The sequence below is a fragment of the Rhodanobacter panaciterrae genome (genome assembly GCF_014651895.1).
GTDB classification, from domain to species: Bacteria; Pseudomonadota; Gammaproteobacteria; order Xanthomonadales; family Rhodanobacteraceae; genus Rhodanobacter; species Rhodanobacter panaciterrae.
The window spans coordinates 1,124,144-1,140,606 of record NZ_BMXT01000001.1; the positions used below are offsets into that span (position 1 = coordinate 1,124,144).

A 16,463-nucleotide genomic window follows, 5' to 3' on the forward strand; every position below is an offset into this window, starting at 1 on the left:
GCATTGCCTGCCAGCGGGCTCCTACATGTCTGGCGTGGACGGATCGGTTTCTTCGGGGAGCTTCGGGGTGGGCTCTTGCGGCGGATCATCCAGCAGCGGCAGGATCGCGGGGCTGTCCAGATCGTCGAACTGCTGATGATTGACCGCCCAGAAGAACAGCGCCACCGCGACCACGATGACCAGCAGAGTGACCGGAATCAGCACCAGCAGGATGTTCATGCGTGCAGCTCACTCGTGCTTTCCGTAGGGCCGGTCGGGTCTGGATGCTCGGATGTTTCGTCGCGGCCGACGCGCAGCGCGTTCAGCACCACCACCAGCGAGCTCAGCGACATGCCGATCCCGGCCAGCCATGGCGGCACGTAGCCGAATGCGGCGAACGGTACGGCGCACAGGTTGTACAGCAGCGACCAGCGCCGGCTCTGTGCCATCACCCGTTGCACTTGACGGGCGATCACGCGGGCATCGATCAGGCCGTCCAGGCGTCCATCCAGCAACAGCAGGTCGGCGTGCGCCTGCGCCAGCTCGGTGCCCGAGGTCAGCGCGGCGGAGACGTCGGCGCCGGCCAGCAATGGTGCGTCGTTGCTGCCATCACCGACGGCCAGCGTGAGGCGGCCGTCGCGTCGCGCGGCCTGCAGCCGTTCCAGCTTGTCGGCGGGCGACTGGCGTGCATGCCAGTCGTCGATGCCGAGACGCTTGGCCAATGCAGCCACGCGTGTTGCGTCATCGCCGCTGGCGATCGTCGGCAGGATGCCGTCGGCGCGCAGCGCGTCGAGCATGCGGCGCGCGTCGGCGCGCGGTTGTTCGTCCAGATGGAACGCCGCGATGGCGCCTTGCGCATCGGCCAGCAATAGCGCGCCCGCCGTACTGACTGGCGCGGGTTGGCTGCTCGGCGCGAGTGCGAAGTCGGCGCGACCCAGGCGCAGCGGGCGACCATCGACTTCGCCACTGATGCCGGCACCGGCGCTGACCTGCACCGACTGCGCACGCAATGGCAGCGCGTACTGGCGGGCGGCATCGGCGAGCGCACGGGTCAGTGGATGCGAACTTTCGTGGGCCAGCGCAGCGGCCAGTTGCAGCACCTGTTCCGGCGTGTCACCGCGCAGCGGTTCGACCGCGCGGCGATCCAGTTGCGGCACGCTTAGCGTGCCGGTCTTGTCGAACAGCGCGTAGTCGACCTGCGCCAGCGTGACGAGTGCGGCGCCGTCGGTGACCAGCACGCCGCGACCGGCCAGCACGCCGAGTGCGCGGGTCAGCGTGGCCGGTCGGGTCAGCGCGAACGCGCAGGGGCAGGCCACCACCAGCACGGCCACGGCGGCCTCGAAGGCGCGCGCGGGATCGACCAGCAGCCAGCCCAGCGCAGTGAGCGCAGTCAGCAACAACACGCGGCTGACGAAGCGGCCGATCTCGCGGTCGCTGCTACCGAGCAGGCTGCGCGCCTGCCGTGCACGAGCGGCCAGCGCACCCAGTCGCGCCATCGTGGTGGTCGCTCCGCCATGCTCAACGTGCAGCTCGGCCGGCCCGGACAGCAGCACGCTGCCGGCGATCAGCCGCTCGCCACGTACGCGGTACAGCGGGCGGGATTCGCCCGACAGTAACGCCTCGTCCACCTGCACGCGCGCGCTTTCCAGTACGCCGTCCGCCGGCACGGTGCTGCCTTCGGCGATATGCACGCGATCGCCGGGCAGCAGGGTGATCGCGGCGACCGTTTCCAGTTCGCCATCGTCGCGTCGGCGTTCGGCCAGCAGGGGCGATGCGTCGATCACCGCGTCACCGAGCGCGCCGCTGCGATGGCGCGAGCGCAGTTCCAGATAACGACCGCCGAGCAACAGGAACACGAACATGCTCACCGAATCGAAGTAGATCTCGCCGCTGCCGCGCAGCGTGTTGAACGTGCTGGCGAGGAACACCAGCGCCACCGCCAGCGCCACCGGCAGGTTGATGCCGAGCCGGCGTTCGCGCAGTTCGCGCACGGCGCCGGCGAAGAATGGCCGGGCCGAGTAGAACACCAGCGGCACGGTGGTGATCAGGCCGAGCCAGCGGAACAGGTGGCGCGTGCTGAAGTCGACGAAATCGACCACGCCGATGTAGATCACGAACGCGTACGTCATCACCTGCATCGCGCACATGCCGGCGACCAGCAGCCGCTTCAGCGCATCGTGCTGTTCGCGCGAGCGGGCGTCGTCGATGCTGTCGTGCTGCAGCGGCTGCGCCGGGCAGTGCGCGGCGGCAAAGTTGTCGAGCAGGCTGGGCAGGGAGGTGCGCTGCGCATCCCACACCACACGCACGCGCCGGGCCGGACGGTCGATGGTTACATGCCGCACGCCGGGCAGGGCGCGAATGCGTTGCTCCAGCCACAGCACCTGCCGCGGGTCATGCAACGATTCGACGCGCAAGGCGATCTCGCTGCAACCGTCGCGGCGACTGCGCAACACCTGCGCGGCGAGTTGTGGATGGGCCCATGCCGCATAAGTGCCCGCTGCATAAGTGCCGGCCGCGCAAGTGCTCATCGTGGCGGGTCGGTCGGAGGATGCTGCGGACTGCTGTGTGCGCTGACCGGTACGCCGAAGACGGTGTGCGAAGTATCCAGCGGCGTATCGGCGTGACGCGCGCCGAGCACGATCATCCACACGCAACCGGCCAGCGAGGCCACGAAGACGACGCTGCCCAGCCACAGCACCGGCTGGCAATACCAGGCGCCGCTGTGGCGGCCGGCGATGTCATTGGCTGCTGGCATCGGCATCGTGCGACAGGTGATAGACGTAGGCGGCGACGGTGTGGATCTGATCGTCAGTCAGTCGCGGGCTCCACGCCGGCATGTGGCCCTGGCGGCCCTCGCCGATGGTCTTTTCGATCTCGGCCACGCTGCCGCCATGCAGCCATATGTGGTCGGTGAGGTTGGGTGCGCCCAGCGCCTGATTGCCCTTGCCGTCGGCGCCATGGCAGGCGGCGCAGGTGGCGAACAGCGGTTTGCCGGCGGCGGCCTTGGCCTCGTCGTGCGGCGAGCCGGACAGGCTCAACACGTATTGCGCCAGGTTCTTCACGTTGTCCGCGCCGAGGCTGGCCCACGGCGGCATCACGCCGCTGCGGCCGTCGTGGATCGAGGTGGTGATGTCCTTGCCGCTGCCGCCGTACAGCCAGTCGTTGTCGGTGAGGTCGGGCGCGCCGAGCGCCACGTTGCCTTTCGCGCTGCGCTGGTGGCAGGCGGCGCAGTTGTCCTCGAACAGCACCTTGCCCATCTGCCGTGCGGCCGGGTCATTGGTCAGCTGCTCGACCGGGTACAGCCTGAAGCGCTCGATCAGCGGCGCGAGCGTGGCCTCGTTGGCGGCCACGTTGCGCGCCAGTTCGCCGTGCGAGGTCCAGCCCAGCATGCCCTTGAAACTGCCGAAACCGGGGAACAGCGCCAGATAAGTGAAGCCGGCGGCGAACATGGCGCCCGAGAACAGCACCCACCAGCGCGGCAGCTTGCGCACGCCTTCACGCAATACGCCATGAGCCCACACGTGACCGCTGGTGCCGTCGGGAAGGGTCGGGATCTTTACGCGCGGTCCCCACAGGTACAGGAAAAACGTGATGCCCAGGTTGAGCGTCACCAGGAACATCACCCACAACGACCATCCGATGCTCATCGACGATTCTCCTGCATATCGACATCAGCTTCGGGTTCGTCTTCCATCGGCAACTGCGCCATGCGCTGGAATGAAGACTGGTGGTGCTTGCGCCAGGCCCAGATCCAGATGCCGATGAAGGTGAACATCATCAGCAGGATGATGGCGCCGGTGAGGTAACCCCAGACCGGACTCATCGGAGTCATGGCGCACCTCCATCGCTGCTGGCTGCCATCGACGTCGGTTCGTTCTTGATGCCAAGCCCCTGCAGATACGCGATCAGCGCATCCAGCTCGGTCTTGTCCGCCACCGCCGCAGGTGCGCTGGCGATCTCGGCGTCGCTGTACGGATCGCCCAGCCGGCGCAGGGTTCGCATGCGCGCCTGGATGTCGGCGGCGTCGAGCTTCTTTTCAGCCAGCCAAGGGTAGCCGGGCATGTTCGACTGTGGCACGACCTGTCGTGGATGCATCAGATGCATGCGCTGCCAGTCGTCCGAATACTTGCCGCCGACGCGGGCCAGATCCGGCCCGGTGCGCTTGGAGCCCCACTGGAACGGACGGTCGTAAACTGACTCGGCCGCGGTCGAGAAGTGGCCGTAGCGCTGGGTCTCGAAACGCAGCGCGCGGATCATCTGCGAGTGGCACAGGTAGCAGCCCTCGCGTACATAGACGTCCTTGCCCATCAACCGCAGCGGATCGTACGGATGCACGCCCGGTGGCGCCTTGAGCGTATGCGCCTCGACGAACAGCGGGGTGATCTCGGCCAAGCCGCCCAACGACACCATGATCGCAATCAGGATGCCGAGCAGGCCGGCGTGTTTCTCGATCGCTTCGAAATGCTTGTAGGCCATGATCTCGTCCTCAACCGGCCGCAGGCAGCGGGGCGGGTACCTGATGCGGCACCGGCTCGGGAATCGGCACCGGGATCGGCTTGATCAGCCGTGCCCGCGCATCCGCCGCGGTGTACCACAGGTTCCACGCCATCACCCACATGCCGGACAGGATGAACACGCCACCCAGCCAGCGGATCAGGTACATCGGCTTGATCGCGATCAGGCTGTCGAGGAAGCCATAGGTGAGCGCGCCATCGGGATTGGTGGCGCGCCACATCAGGCCCTCGGTGGCGCCGGCGGTCCACATCGAGCCCACGTACAGCAGGGTGCCCGTCATGTGCAGCCAGAAATGCAGCTCCATCCCGCTGCGCGAGTACATCTCCGGACGCCCCAGTGCGCGTGGCGCCATCGCATACAGCGAGCCGATGGTGATCATCGCCACCCAGCCCAGCGAGCCGGAATGCACGTGGGCGATGGTCCAGTCGGTGTAATGCGTCAGCGAGTTCACCGTCTTGATCGCCATCATCGAACCTTCGAAGGTGGACGCGGCGTAGAACACCAGCGACATCACCATGAACTTGGCAGCGGGATCGGTCTTCAGTCGCCACCACGAGCCGTTGAAGGTGAGCAGGCCGTTCGCCGCCGAGCCCAGGCTCGGCATCAGCAAGATCAACGAAAACGCCATGCCGACCGACTGCACCCAGTCTGGCAGCGCGGTGTACATCAGGTGATGCGCGCCGGCCCACATGTAGACCGAGATCAGCGCCCAGAAATTGACGATCGAGAAGCGGTAGCTCCACAGCGGCTGCTGTGCCTGCCGCGGCACGAAGTAATACATCATGCCGAGGAAGCCGGCGGTGAGGAAGAACGCCACCGCGTTGTGGCCGTACCACCACTGCACCATCGCATCGACCACGCCGGAGTAGATCGGGTACGACTTCGTCCACGACACCGGCAAGGACAGGTGGTTGACGATGTGCAGCAACCCCACCGCGATGATGAACGCGCCGTAGTACCAGTTTGCCACGTAAATGTGCTTGATGCGTCGCCGCGCGAGGCTGGCGAAGAACACCGTGCCGAAGCTCACCCACACGACCGCGGTCAGCAGCGCGATCCACCATTCCGGCTCGGCGTATTCCTTGCTCGTGGTCAGACCCAGGGGCATCGAAACCATCGCCAGCACGCAGATCAGCTGCCAGCCCCAGAACGTGAATCCGGCCAGTTTGCCGAGTGCCAGCCGCGCGTGGCCGGTGCGTTGCACCACGTAGTAGCAGGTACCCATCAAGGCCGAGCCGCCGAAGGCGAAGATCACGCCGAAGGTGTGGTCAGGACGCAACCGGCTGAAGGTGATCCAGGGTATGTCGAAGTTCAGTGCGGGCCACATCAGCTCGGCGGCGATATACACGCCGACCGACATGCCGATGATGCCCCAGACGGCGGCAGCCAGCAGGAACTGGCGCACCACCTTGTCGTTGTAATACTCAGTATTCGGCATGTGGCTTCCCCAATGGATACCAGCAGCAGTATTCGCCCTTGCGGGATACCGTGCCATGACTACGATCAACTTGCTGCGACAATCCGTCCAGCCTTCGTGCAGGTTGTGTTTTCCGCGGAGGGGCCGGTCGATCGTCCGGATCTGTGAAAACAGGCATGACACGGCTGGTCGAACAGCAGCCTTGTTGGCCAGCCTGCGTGGATTTGCCACAGGCCGGCAAGCCCGATCGGGTATCCTTGGCAGTGTCGTCGCGCATCGTCGCGACCTGTCATCCGGTTGATTCCATGAGTGAGATTGCTTCGCACAAACCGCGCCCGGCTGAACCGGCGCTACGCCGGCCCAGCGTGGCCGTGCAGATCGGCAAGATCCACGTCGGTGGCGGTGCGCCGGTGGTGGTGCAGTCGATGACCAACACCGACACCGAAGACCCGGCCAGCACGGCGAAGCAGATCGCCGAGCTGGCCCGTGCCGGTTCCGAACTGGTGCGCATCACGGTGAACACGCCGGCCGCCGCCGCCGCGGTGCCGCGCATCGCCGAACGGCTGGCGATGATGGGCGTGGACGTGCCGATCATCGGCGACTTCCACTACAACGGCCACCAATTGCTGGAGCGCGAGCCGGCCTGCGCCGAGGCGCTGGCGAAGTACCGCATCAATCCCGGCAACGTCGGTTTCGGCAAGAAGAAGGACAGCCAGTTCGGCGCGATCATCGAGATGGCGCTGCGCTACAACAAACCGGTACGCATCGGCGCGAACTGGGGTTCACTCGACCAGAGCATGGTCACCGCGCTGATGGACGAGAACGCGCAGCGCGCCGATCCGTGGGACGCCTCGCACGTGGCACGCGAGGCGCTGATCCGTTCGGCGCTGGATTCCGCCGCACTGGCCGAGAAGATCGGGCTGGCGCGCGATCGCATCATCCTGTCGTGCAAGGTCTCCGGCGTGCAGGAATTGATCGCGGTGTATCGCGATCTGGCGGCGCGTTGCGACTACGCGCTGCATCTGGGTTTGACCGAAGCCGGCATGGGTTCCAAGGGCATCACCGCATCCGCTGCGGCGCTGGCGGTGCTGCTGCAGGAGGGTATCGGCGACACTATCCGCATCTCGCTCACGCCGGAGCCGGGCGCCTCGCGCACCGGCGAAGTGATCGTGGCGCAGGAGCTGCTGCAGACGATGGGCCTGCGCTCGTTCACGCCGCTGGTCACGGCGTGTCCCGGTTGCGGTCGCACCACCAGCGAGTTCTTCCAGGAACTGGCGAAGACCGTGCAGGAACATGTGCGCGCTCAGATGCCGGTCTGGCGCATCAAGTACGACGGTGTGGAGAACCTCACCTTGGCGGTGATGGGCTGCATCGTCAACGGTCCAGGCGAATCCAAGCACGCCAATATCGGCATCTCGCTGCCCGGCAACGGCGAGGCGCCGGCGGCACCGGTATTCATCGACGGCGAGAAAGCGATGACCTTGCGTGGCGACAATATCGCGAACGAATTCGTCGGCATCCTCGACGATTACGTGGCACGCAAGTACGCCGTGCGGGCTGGCTGAGGTTTTGGTCACATCGCTGCGGCGGGTAGTGCTTCACACTGCCGCCTGCCCGCAAGATGCGCGGTGTGCCTGTCGTGCGCGAGACGTTCTCGCCGGAGTTCTGCTGTGAGGTTCACTCCCCAGTTCCGTACCACCAGCATCTACGTTGTGTTGTCCGTGCTGTGGATATGGCTTTCCGATCGTGCGCTGAACCTGCTGGTGCATGGGCAGGCGGAACTCAGCCGTCTGCACAGCATCAAGGGCATCTTGTTCGTGCTGATCACCGGGGCGTTGTTGTTCTGGATGATCGGCCGCGATCTGCGCCGCTTGAAGGCAGCGAACCATACGCTGCTGCAGGGCCACGAGCAGGCGCTGCGGGTGCTGGTGTCGGCGATGGACATCCGCCACAAGGAAACGGGTGATCATTCCGATCGGGTGATGCGGATGGCCGTGGGTCTGGGGCGTCTGGCTGGCGTGCAAGGCAAGGCGTTGCAAAATCTCAGTTTTGGCGCGCTGCTGCATGACATTGGCAAACTGGCGTTGCCGGATTCCGTGCTGATCAAGCCAGGCAAGCTGGACGATGAGGAAATGGTGGTCATGCGTCAGCACCCGCAACTCGGTCATGAGTTGCTGCAGCGAGTGGATTTCCTGCGTGAGGCTGGCGACATTCCGCACAGCCATCACGAGCGCTGGGATGGTGGCGGTTATCCGCAAGGTCTGCGTGGCAAGGCTATTCCGCTGGCCGCCCGGATCTTCAGTGTGGTCGATGTGTGGGATGCACTGATCACGGCACGGGTCTACAAGCCGGCGTGGCCGGAGTCCGAGGTGCTGGACTATCTGCGCCAGGTCGCCGGCAGCCAGCTCGATCCGGATCTGGTGGCGCTGTTCCTGGAGCATTACGACGAACTCAAGGCGCTCGGTCGCGTTCCGGTGGGCTGAAGCCGGCAGCCGTCAATCGGCCGCGCAGGGCTGGATCAAGCGTGGCGTGAACGCGGCCCAGCTGCCGACGAGTCCGGAGCGTTGGCCGAGCTGGGCGACCTGCTGCAGAAACTGCCCGCGCGGTATCTCGACCGCACCCAGACCGAGCGTATGCGCGTTGCTGACCTGGGTATCGATCAGCGGAAAATCCATGTCATGCAGCAGGCGGGCGAGCGCGACCAGCGCGAGCTTGGAGCCACCGCTTTCGGCGCTGAACATCGATTCGCCGCAGAACAGCCGACCGACCGCGACGCCGTAGATGCCACCGACCAGCCGCTCGCCATCCCAGACTTCCACGCTGTGTGCGTGACCCAGGCGATGCAATTGCACGTAGGCGTCGATCATCGCCGGCACCAGCCAGGTGCCCGAGTCGTTGGTGCGTGGCGCGGCGCAGGCGCGGATGACCTGGTCGAAGGCATGGTCGACGGTCAACCGCCAATGCCGGCCGCTCAACTGACGGCGCAGGCTGCGGTTGATTCGCGCGGTTTCGGTGCGGAACACGCAACGCGGATCGGGCGACCACCACAGGATCGGCTCGCCTTCACTGAACCACGGAAAGATGCCGTGGGTGTAGGCGGCAAGCAGACGTTGCGGCGACAGGTCGCCACCGAACGCCAGCAAGCCATTCGGTTCGGCCAGTGCATGACGCGGGTCGGGGAAGCGATCCCATGCCTCGGGATCCAGTAGCGGCAGGCGGATCATCGTTCGGTCCGGCTGTGATCGGCGCGATGGTGTTCGGCGGAGCCGTGATTGGCATACGGGCTGTGACTTTGCAGATCGACGACATACGCGTCGACCGCTTGCGCCTCGCTGGCAAGCGCTGCGGCCACGGCTGCGCGGAAATCCGGGTTCGCCAGATAGTGCCGCGAGTATGTGCGCACCGGCAGGAAGCCACGCGCCAGCTTGTGCTCGCCTTGCGCGCCCGGTTCGAAGCGGGTCAATTGGCGGGCGATCGCATGTTCGATGCCGCGGTAGTAGCACAGCTCGAAATGCAGCCCGGGAATGTCCACCGACGCGCCCCAGTAGCGCCCGTACAGCACGTCGTCGCTCTGCACGAACAGCGCCATCGCGACAATGGTTTCGTGCCTGCGCGCCAGCGCGAGCTGCGCGGTCTGACCCAGTTCGCCGAGTTGATGGAAGAACGCCGCAGTCAATGCCGCGTGATTGCCTTTCATGTCGAAGGTGGCTTCGTACAGCGCGTGCACCTGCCACCATTCGTCGTGGCTGAGCGTATCGCCGCTGCGCCATTCGATCGTCACGCCGCTGGCCTTCACCTGGCTGCGTTCGCGCAGGATGTTCTTGCGCTTCTTGTGGTTGAGCGTGGCGAGAAAGGCAGGGAAGTGGCGGTAGCCGTGGTTGTGCCAGTGGAACTGCACGTCCGAGCGAGTCAGCCAGTCTGTGCCGAACGCAGCGAGTTCGCTTTCCTGCAGAAAATTCGCATGCACCGAGGACAGCCCGAGCCGATCGGCCTCGCTGCGCATGGCTTCCACCAGCGCGCGTTGTAGCTGGGGTGTTTCCTCATGGCTGCCGGCAAGCAGGCGCGGGCCAGGCACCGGCGAGTAGGGCGCCGCGTTGAGCAGTTTCGGGTAGTACTCGCCGCCGGCGCGCTCCCACGCACTGGCCCAGCTCCAGTCGAACACGAACTCGCCGTGCGAGTTGCCTTTCAGGTACAGCGGTGCGGCGGCGACTAGCCGGCCATCTTCATACAAACCCAGGTGATGGGCCTGCCAGCCCCAGTCGGGAAGAATGCAGCTGCTCTGTTCCAGCGCAGCGAGGAACGCGTGCGACACGAACGGATTTGCATCGGCGCGCAGCGCGTCCCACTCCGCGGCAGGCAGTTCGGCGATCGCGGCATGGAAGCGGGCAGTCAGCATGGAATGGTTATAGATGATTTTTGCCGAGAGCTTCGCATGAGCAAGAGCAAGAGCTTTCCCCTCACCCCAACCCTCTCCCCCGACATGGTCGGGGGAGAGGGGGCAAATGCATCAACTCGCCGGGGTCTGCTGATCCAGCCAGCGTTCGGCGTCCAGCGCGGCCATGCAGCCGAAGCCGGCCGAAGTCACTGCCTGGCGGTACACATGGTCGGCCACGTCGCCGGCGGCGAACACGCCCGGCACGGACGTCATCGTGGCCATGCCGTGCTGGCCGCTGTGGATCTTGATGTAGCCATCGTGCATGTCGAGCTGGCCTTCGAAGATGCCGGTGTTCGGCGTGTGGCCGATCGCCACGAAGAAGCCGGTCGCCGCGATGTCGCGGGTGACGCCGGAGTTGACGTCCTTCACACGCACGCCGGTGACGCCGGTGTCGTCGCCGAGCACCTCGTCGATGCTGTGGTTCCAGACCAGTTCGATCTTGCCGGCAGCAGCCTTCTCGAACAGCTTGTCCTGCATGATCTTCTCGGCGCGCAGCTTGTCGCGGCGATGCACCAGGTAGACCTTGCGGCCGATATTGGCCAGGTACAGTGCTTCCTCGACCGCAGTGTTGCCGCCGCCGATCACCACCACGTCCTGGTCGCGGAAGAAGAAGCCGTCGCAGGTGGCGCAGGCGGAGACGCCCTTGCCCTTGTACTTCTCCTCGCTTTCGATGCCGAGGTACTTCGCGGTGGCGCCGGTGGTGATGATCAGCGCGTCGCAGGTGTATTCGCCGGAATCGCCCTTGAGCCGGAACGGGCGCTGCTTCAGGTCGGTGGTGTGGATGTGGTCGAAGATCATTTCGGTGTGGAAGCGTTCGGCGTGTTCGGCCATGCGCTGCATCAGCGCCGGACCTTGCAAGCCTTCGACGTCGCCCGGCCAGTTGTCCACGTCGGTGGTGGTCATCAGCTGGCCGCCCTGCTGCAGGCCGGTGATCATGGTCGGCTTCAGGTTGGCACGGGCCGCATACACCGCAGCGGTGTAGCCGGCGGGGCCGGAGCCGAGGATCAGCAGGCGGCTGTGCTTGGGGGTCGTCATGGTTATAATCCTTGGGTTAACTGGCAGCTTTGATCGTTATTCGCTTCTACCCCTGCCGCGGTTTCATCTGACCGTTTCGCGGGCGAGGCGGAGTCTGAATCCGCAAGGATGGGGAAGGGAGCACCCCGATTCAAGCTTTCCAGCTACTTGATGCTTTATTAACCAGGCTGGGTGCACGCAAGTCGCCCCCGGCTTAAGAACCCACAGGACTGCTCCCATGCGTATCGGTATCCCCTCCGAAACCAAGACCCTTGAAGGTCGCGTTGCCCTCGTTCCCGCCGCTGCCGCCGATCTGGTGCGCCGTGGCCACGAAGTGTTCCTGCAGTCTGGCGCCGGCCTGAAGAGCGGCTTCGCCGACGAGGCCTACGTCAAGCAGGGCATCAAGATCGTGCCGGACGCCGCCGCGCTGTACGAGGCGGGCGAGCTGATCGTCAAGGTGAAGGAGCCGGTCGCGGGCGATCTGGCCTTGCTGAAGAAGCACCACCTGCTGTTCTGCTACCTGCACCTGGCCGCCGAACCGGCGCTGACCAAGAGCCTGCTCGATATCGGCCTGACCGGTATCGCGTTCGAGTCGGTGGATGAGAACGGCGTGCTGCCGCTGCTGCTGCCGATGTCGGTGATCGCCGGCCGTATCGCCACTCAGATCGGCACCACCCTGCTGCATCGTCCGCAGGGCGGCAAGGGCAAGTTGCTGGGCGGCATGGCCTCGACCCCGCGTGGCAAGGTCGTCGTGCTGGGCGCCGGCGCCGCTGGTGGCAACGCCGCTGCACTGGCCGCCGCTGCCGGTGCCAATGTGGTGGTGTTCGACAAGCGCCAGGACCGCCTCGCCGAAATGATGGCGATGGGCCCGAACGTCACCGCGCTGTACGCCTATGAATCCTCGGTGGCCGAGGAAGTGCGTGATGCCGACATCGTGGTCGGTGCCGTGCTGATCCCCAGCGCCAAGGCGCCGCGTGTGGTCACCGAAGCGATGGTCAAGACGATGGAGCCGGGCTCGGTGCTGGTCGACATCTCGATCGACCAAGGCGGTTGCTTCGAGACCTCCAAGCCGACCACCTGGAAGGAGCCGACCTATGACGTGCACGGCGTGACGCATTTCTGCGTGACCAACATGCCGGGCGCGGTGCCGCAGACCTCGTCGGTGGCGATCTCCGCTGCGATCCTGCCGTACGTGCAGCGTCTGGCGGCTGGCAACGAATGGCGCGAGTTCGCTCCGCTCGCCGGCGGCATCAACGTCGATGGCGGCAAGCTGGTACATCCGGCATTGCAAGGTATGCTCTGACCCTGGTCTGGAACTAAGGAAGCCTTCCAAGGTGGCGCGAAGCGCGAACGTCAAACAACAACCGAAGGAAGGCCTCAGCGAGGAGCTGAAGCGCCGGCTGCGTGAAGCCGGCGCTCTGCTGCTGCTGCCCCTGGCGCTGTATCTGCTGATCTGCCTGCTTACTTACGACGCTCGCGATCCCAGCTGGACCAACGCCAACCAGATCAATCTGGTGCAGAATTTCGGCGGTACGTTCGGTGCGCACCTCGCCGATCTGCTGCGCTGGATTTTCGGCTACGTGGCGTACTGTTTTCCGTTGCTGCTCCTGGTGCTGGGCGTGCAGGTGCTACGCCAACGCGGCGAGCGGACAGCGCACGCGTGGGAGCCCTCGCTGCGGCTGATCGGCTTCGTGTTTTTCTTTGTCACCGGACCCGCGCTGCTGTATCTCAATTTCGGGGATAACCCGGTACCTCCGCAGGGCGCTGGCGGCATTATCGGTTTGTGGGTTGGGCGTCCGCTTTCGCAGGCCCTGGACAAGGGTGCACCACTGCTCCTGCTGGCTCTTTTCCTGGTGGCGGTGACTCTGGCGACGGGACTGTCGTGGTTCAAGCTGATGGACTGGACCGGGCAGACCGTGCTCAAGCTGGTCGACTGGATCAAGAGCAAGCTGCGCGAAGCGCCGCAGGCGATGGCCGCGCGGCAGGCGCGTAGCGAGCGCGAGGTGGTCAAGAAGGCCGACGCGGTAAAGCAGGCCAAGCGCGAACCGGTACGCATCGAGGCCGCGCCTGCGCCGGTGACCAAGAGCGAGCGGGCCAAACTCGAAACCCAGATTCCGCTGTTCGTCGGCGCCGCCACGCCGGGCGAACTGCCGCCGTTGTCATTGCTGGACGAGGCGCCGCCGCAGGGGCCTGGCTATTCCGAGGAAACCCTCGAAGTGCTCTCGCGCCAGGTCGAGTTCAAGCTCAAGGATTTCAAGATCGAGGCCAAGGTGGTCGGCGCCTATCCGGGTCCGGTGATCACCCGTTTCGAGATGGAACCGGCACCGGGCATCCGCGGTTCGCAGGTGTCAAGCCTGGACAAGGACATCGCGCGCGGTCTTTCCGTGGTCAGCGTGCGCGTGGTCGACGTGATCCCCGGCAAGAACGTGATCGGTCTGGAGATCCCCAACACCAACAAGCAGATCGTCTACCTGTCGGAGATCCTGCGTTCGGACAAGTACGACCAGCTGAAGTCGCCGCTGGCGCTGGCGCTGGGCAAGGACATCGGCGGCAAGCCGGTGGTGGTCGACCTGGCCAAGATGCCGCATCTGCTGGTGGCCGGCACTACCGGTTCGGGCAAGTCGGTGGCGGTCAACGCGATGGTGTTGAGCCTGCTGTACAAGGCCAGCGCGAAAGACGTGCGGATGATCATGATCGATCCGAAGATGCTGGAGCTCTCGGTGTACGAGGGCATCCCGCACCTGCTGGCGCCGGTGGTCACCGACATGAAGGAGGCAGCCAACGCGCTGCGCTGGTGCGTCGCCGAGATGGAGCGCCGCTACAAGCTGATGGCCGCGGTCGGCGTACGCAATCTGGGTGGCTTCAACAAGAAGGTGAAGGACGCCGAGAACGCCGGGCAGCCCTTGCTCGATCCGCTGTTCCGTCCGAATCCGGACATGCCGAATCTCGCCGCGGAGCCGCTGGAGCCACTGCCGTACATCGTGATCATCATCGACGAATTCGCCGACATGATGATGATCGTGGGCAAGAAGGTTGAAGAGTTGATCGCCCGTCTCGCACAGAAGGCGCGTGCCGCCGGCGTGCACCTGATCCTCGCTACTCAGCGTCCGTCGGTGGACGTGATCACCGGTTTGATCAAGGCCAACATCCCGACTCGCATCGCGTTCCAGGTGTCCAGCAAGATCGACTCGCGCACGATTCTCGATCAGTCCGGCGCGGAAGCGCTGCTCGGTCACGGCGACATGCTGTACCTGCCGCCCGGCACCGCCACGCCCGAACGCGTGCACGGCGCTTTCGTCGACGACCACGAGGTGCATCACGTGGTCGCCTGGCTGAAATCGCAGGGTGCGCCGCAGTACATCGAAGGCGTGCTGGAGGAAGTGCAGGCCACCAGCGACGGCAAGTACATCAACGACTCCGGCTTGCCGCAGGATGGCGAGGAAGGCGGTGGCGATGCCGATACGCTGCTGTACGACAAGGCGGTGGCGGTGGTCACGCAGACGCGTCGTGCCTCGATCTCCGGCGTGCAACGCCATCTGCGCATCGGCTACAACCGCGCCGCGCGACTGGTCGAGCAGATGGAGCAGGATGGTGTGGTCAGCGCGCCGCAGCACAACGGCAACCGCGAAGTGCTGGCCCCGCCGCCACCCAAGAACTGACGGCTGGCGTCCATTAAGCGATCGCTGCGCACACTGCCAGCCTTCGCCATCTATGTTCCAAGGGAAGACCGATGAAACGCTTGATGCTAGTCCTGTCCACCTTTGTGCTGGCGTTGTCACTGAGCGCCGTGGCGCAGGCTGCCACGGGGCCGGCGCGCACGCGGCTGGACGCGTTTGCCACCGGCCTGCATTCGCTGACCGGGCAGTTCACCCAGTCGTTGACCGACATCAACGGCCAGAGCACCAAGACCAGTTCCGGCACGCTGGCGCTGGAAGCACCACGCCAGTTCCGCTGGGACACAGTGGCGCCATACAAGCAGACCATCGTGGCCGACGGCAGCCGCGTGTGGATGTACGACCCGGAGCTGGAGCAGGTCACCGTGCGCGTGCAGAGCACCGAGGAAGCGCACAGCCCGCTCACCGTGCTGACCGACGTCAAGCAGCTGGACAAGAACTTCAAGGTCGCCGAACAGGGCGAGCACGACGGACTGAGCTGGTTGCGGCTCACCTCCACCGCGAAGGATCCACAGTTCGACTACGCCGACCTCGGCTTCGATGCGAATGGCCTGGCGCGCATGACGTTCCGCGACCAGCTCGGTGCCACCACCGACATCCGTTTCTCCGGCTGGCAGCGCAATGCGCCGATTCCGGCGTCCGCCTTCAACTTCGTGCCGCCGAAGGGCGCCGACGTGATCGGCGACGTGCCGGTGATCACCACGCAGCCGTTGAAAGACTGATTCCGCGATGCCGGTGCTGCGCCAGTTGCCGGGTTGGGCGTGGATCGGCGGCGGCGTACTGGCGTTCATCGCGGGCATCGTCAACGCCGCCGGCTACATGGGGTTTCGGCATCAGTCGATCACCAACCTGACCGGTTCCAGCAGTCTGCTCGGCGTCGCGCTGGGTACCGGCGACAGTGGCGAGGCATGGCACTGGGCGTTGTCGATCGGCGCATTCGTGACCGGCGCCGTCCTCAGCGGATTGATCGTGCAGCAACGCACGCTGAAGCTTGGCCGTCGCTACGGGGCAGCGCTCGTGCTGGAATCGCTGCTGCTGTTTGCCGCGGTGCCGTTGCTGGATGCCGGCAGCTCGATCGGCCTGTACCTGGCAGCGATGGGTGCCGGGTTGCAGAACGGCATGGCCAGTACCTATAGCGGCATGGTGTTCCGTACCACCCACGTCTCCGGCATGTTCACCGACTTGGGCATCTATATCGGTCAGCGCCTGCGTGGCTTGGACGTGGACACGCTGCGCATCCGCGTCTGCGTGCTGGTGGTGGTGACCTTCACGCTCGGCGGTGCGGCTGGCGCGTTGTTGTTCCGTGTGCTGCAGGAACGCACGCTGTTGATTCCGGCGGTGCTCACCGGCCTGTGCGGTGTGACCTACGGCTTGTATTGCCAGTACACGATGAAGTCGGCTACCGGTATCAACGCGGACTGACGACGGC

General features: G+C 65.3%; 16 protein-coding genes. 6 read left to right on the top strand and 10 right to left on the bottom strand.

What is annotated here, in order from left to right; translation table 11 throughout:
• Window positions 1–21 precede the first annotated feature (21 nt).
• The 7 genes from ccoS to ccoN are packed head-to-tail and all read right to left on the bottom strand — an operon-like array spanning window position 22 to window position 5,932.
• Window positions 22–219 (bottom strand): cbb3-type cytochrome oxidase assembly protein CcoS, encoded by a 198-nt coding sequence (gene ccoS, locus IE071_RS05275; protein ID WP_189440061.1) that lies wholly within the window; start codon window positions 217–219, stop codon window positions 22–24.
• A complete protein-coding gene (locus IE071_RS05280) occupies window positions 216–2,507 on the bottom strand; it encodes a heavy metal translocating P-type ATPase (RefSeq protein WP_189440062.1) in 2,292 nt (763 codons plus the stop codon). Before IE071_RS05280 ends, ccoS begins: the two co-directional genes overlap by 4 nt.
• A complete protein-coding gene (locus IE071_RS05285) occupies window positions 2,504–2,734 on the bottom strand; it encodes a hypothetical protein (RefSeq protein WP_189440063.1) in 231 nt (76 codons plus the stop codon). The genes IE071_RS05280 and IE071_RS05285 overlap by 4 nt, the downstream gene beginning before the upstream one ends.
• Entirely contained in the window at window positions 2,718–3,626 is a 909-nt protein-coding gene (ccoP, locus tag IE071_RS05290) for a cytochrome-c oxidase, cbb3-type subunit III (RefSeq protein ID WP_189440064.1), read from the bottom strand. Before ccoP ends, IE071_RS05285 begins: the two co-directional genes overlap by 17 nt.
• Window positions 3,623–3,811, bottom strand: coding sequence for a cbb3-type cytochrome oxidase subunit 3 (locus IE071_RS05295; RefSeq protein ID WP_189440065.1), 189 nt, complete (start codon window positions 3,809–3,811; stop codon window positions 3,623–3,625). The genes ccoP and IE071_RS05295 overlap by 4 nt, the downstream gene beginning before the upstream one ends.
• Window positions 3,808–4,455 carry a cytochrome-c oxidase, cbb3-type subunit II gene (ccoO, locus tag IE071_RS05300; RefSeq protein ID WP_189440066.1) on the bottom strand — a complete coding sequence of 216 codons (648 nt, stop codon included), beginning with the start codon at window positions 4,453–4,455 and terminating at the stop codon, window positions 3,808–3,810. Before ccoO ends, IE071_RS05295 begins: the two co-directional genes overlap by 4 nt.
• 10 nt (window positions 4,456–4,465) lie before the next feature.
• Window positions 4,466–5,932: a cytochrome-c oxidase, cbb3-type subunit I gene (gene ccoN / locus IE071_RS05305; protein WP_189440067.1), complete on the bottom strand. Its 1,467-nt coding sequence runs from the start codon at window positions 5,930–5,932 to the stop codon at window positions 4,466–4,468.
• Window positions 5,933–6,216: 284 nt separating this feature from the next.
• Between ccoN and ispG the strand changes: the two genes are divergently transcribed.
• Complete coding sequence (gene ispG / locus IE071_RS05310) at window positions 6,217–7,476, top strand: flavodoxin-dependent (E)-4-hydroxy-3-methylbut-2-enyl-diphosphate synthase (RefSeq protein ID WP_189440068.1); 1,260 nt, start codon at window positions 6,217–6,219, stop codon at window positions 7,474–7,476.
• Window positions 7,477–7,581: 105 nt separating this feature from the next.
• Window positions 7,582–8,394, top strand: coding sequence for an HD-GYP domain-containing protein (locus IE071_RS05315; RefSeq protein WP_189440069.1), 813 nt, complete (start codon window positions 7,582–7,584; stop codon window positions 8,392–8,394).
• Between the two features lie 12 nt (window positions 8,395–8,406).
• On the opposite strand, the gene aat is transcribed toward IE071_RS05315, so the two are convergent.
• From aat to trxB, 3 genes are all read right to left on the bottom strand, one after another.
• The gene (gene aat / locus IE071_RS05320; protein ID WP_189440070.1) at window positions 8,407–9,135 is read right to left on the bottom strand and encodes a leucyl/phenylalanyl-tRNA--protein transferase; all 729 of its coding nucleotides are present in this window, start codon (window positions 9,133–9,135) and stop codon (window positions 8,407–8,409) included.
• Window positions 9,132–10,307 (bottom strand): GNAT family N-acetyltransferase, encoded by a 1,176-nt coding sequence (locus IE071_RS05325; RefSeq protein ID WP_189440071.1) that lies wholly within the window; start codon window positions 10,305–10,307, stop codon window positions 9,132–9,134. The genes aat and IE071_RS05325 overlap by 4 nt, the downstream gene beginning before the upstream one ends.
• A 111-nt stretch (window positions 10,308–10,418) precedes the next feature.
• Complete coding sequence (gene trxB, locus IE071_RS05330) at window positions 10,419–11,381, bottom strand: thioredoxin-disulfide reductase (RefSeq protein ID WP_189440072.1); 963 nt, start codon at window positions 11,379–11,381, stop codon at window positions 10,419–10,421.
• Window positions 11,382–11,598: 217 nt separating this feature from the next.
• On the opposite strand from trxB, the gene ald reads away from it, so the two are divergent.
• The 4 genes from ald (at window position 11,599) to IE071_RS05350 (ending at window position 16,456) form a co-directional block, all read left to right on the top strand.
• Window positions 11,599–12,663 carry an alanine dehydrogenase gene (ald, locus tag IE071_RS05335; RefSeq protein WP_189440073.1) on the top strand — a complete coding sequence of 355 codons (1,065 nt, stop codon included), beginning with the start codon at window positions 11,599–11,601 and terminating at the stop codon, window positions 12,661–12,663.
• Window positions 12,664–12,694: 31 nt separating this feature from the next.
• Window positions 12,695–15,019 carry a DNA translocase FtsK gene (locus tag IE071_RS05340; protein ID WP_189440074.1) on the top strand — a complete coding sequence of 775 codons (2,325 nt, stop codon included), beginning with the start codon at window positions 12,695–12,697 and terminating at the stop codon, window positions 15,017–15,019.
• Between the two features lie 71 nt (window positions 15,020–15,090).
• Window positions 15,091–15,756 carry an outer membrane lipoprotein periplasmic chaperone LolA gene (gene lolA, locus IE071_RS05345; RefSeq protein WP_189440075.1) on the top strand — a complete coding sequence of 222 codons (666 nt, stop codon included), beginning with the start codon at window positions 15,091–15,093 and terminating at the stop codon, window positions 15,754–15,756.
• 7 nt (window positions 15,757–15,763) lie between these two features.
• Window positions 15,764–16,456: a YoaK family protein gene (locus IE071_RS05350; protein ID WP_189440076.1), complete on the top strand. Its 693-nt coding sequence runs from the start codon at window positions 15,764–15,766 to the stop codon at window positions 16,454–16,456.
• Window positions 16,457–16,463 lie beyond the last annotated feature (7 nt).

Coding starts and splice junctions, on each gene's coding strand:
- ccoS (WP_189440061.1), bottom strand. CDS start 219: ATGAACATCCTGCTGGTGCTGATTCCGGTCACTCTGCTGGTCATCGTG.
- IE071_RS05280 (WP_189440062.1), bottom strand. CDS start 2,507: ATGAGCACTTGCGCGGCCGGCACTTATGCAGCGGGCACTTATGCGGCA.
- IE071_RS05285 (WP_189440063.1), bottom strand. CDS start 2,734: ATGCCAGCAGCCAATGACATCGCCGGCCGCCACAGCGGCGCCTGGTAT.
- ccoP (WP_189440064.1), bottom strand. CDS start 3,626: ATGAGCATCGGATGGTCGTTGTGGGTGATGTTCCTGGTGACGCTCAAC.
- IE071_RS05295 (WP_189440065.1), bottom strand. CDS start 3,811: ATGACTCCGATGAGTCCGGTCTGGGGTTACCTCACCGGCGCCATCATC.
- ccoO (WP_189440066.1), bottom strand. CDS start 4,455: ATGGCCTACAAGCATTTCGAAGCGATCGAGAAACACGCCGGCCTGCTC.
- ccoN (WP_189440067.1), bottom strand. CDS start 5,932: ATGCCGAATACTGAGTATTACAACGACAAGGTGGTGCGCCAGTTCCTG.
- ispG (WP_189440068.1), top strand. CDS start 6,217: ATGAGTGAGATTGCTTCGCACAAACCGCGCCCGGCTGAACCGGCGCTA.
- aat (WP_189440070.1), bottom strand. CDS start 9,135: ATGATCCGCCTGCCGCTACTGGATCCCGAGGCATGGGATCGCTTCCCC.
- IE071_RS05325 (WP_189440071.1), bottom strand. CDS start 10,307: ATGCTGACTGCCCGCTTCCATGCCGCGATCGCCGAACTGCCTGCCGCG.
- trxB (WP_189440072.1), bottom strand. CDS start 11,381: ATGACGACCCCCAAGCACAGCCGCCTGCTGATCCTCGGCTCCGGCCCC.
- ald (WP_189440073.1), top strand. CDS start 11,599: ATGCGTATCGGTATCCCCTCCGAAACCAAGACCCTTGAAGGTCGCGTT.
- lolA (WP_189440075.1), top strand. CDS start 15,091: ATGAAACGCTTGATGCTAGTCCTGTCCACCTTTGTGCTGGCGTTGTCA.
- IE071_RS05350 (WP_189440076.1), top strand. CDS start 15,764: ATGCCGGTGCTGCGCCAGTTGCCGGGTTGGGCGTGGATCGGCGGCGGC.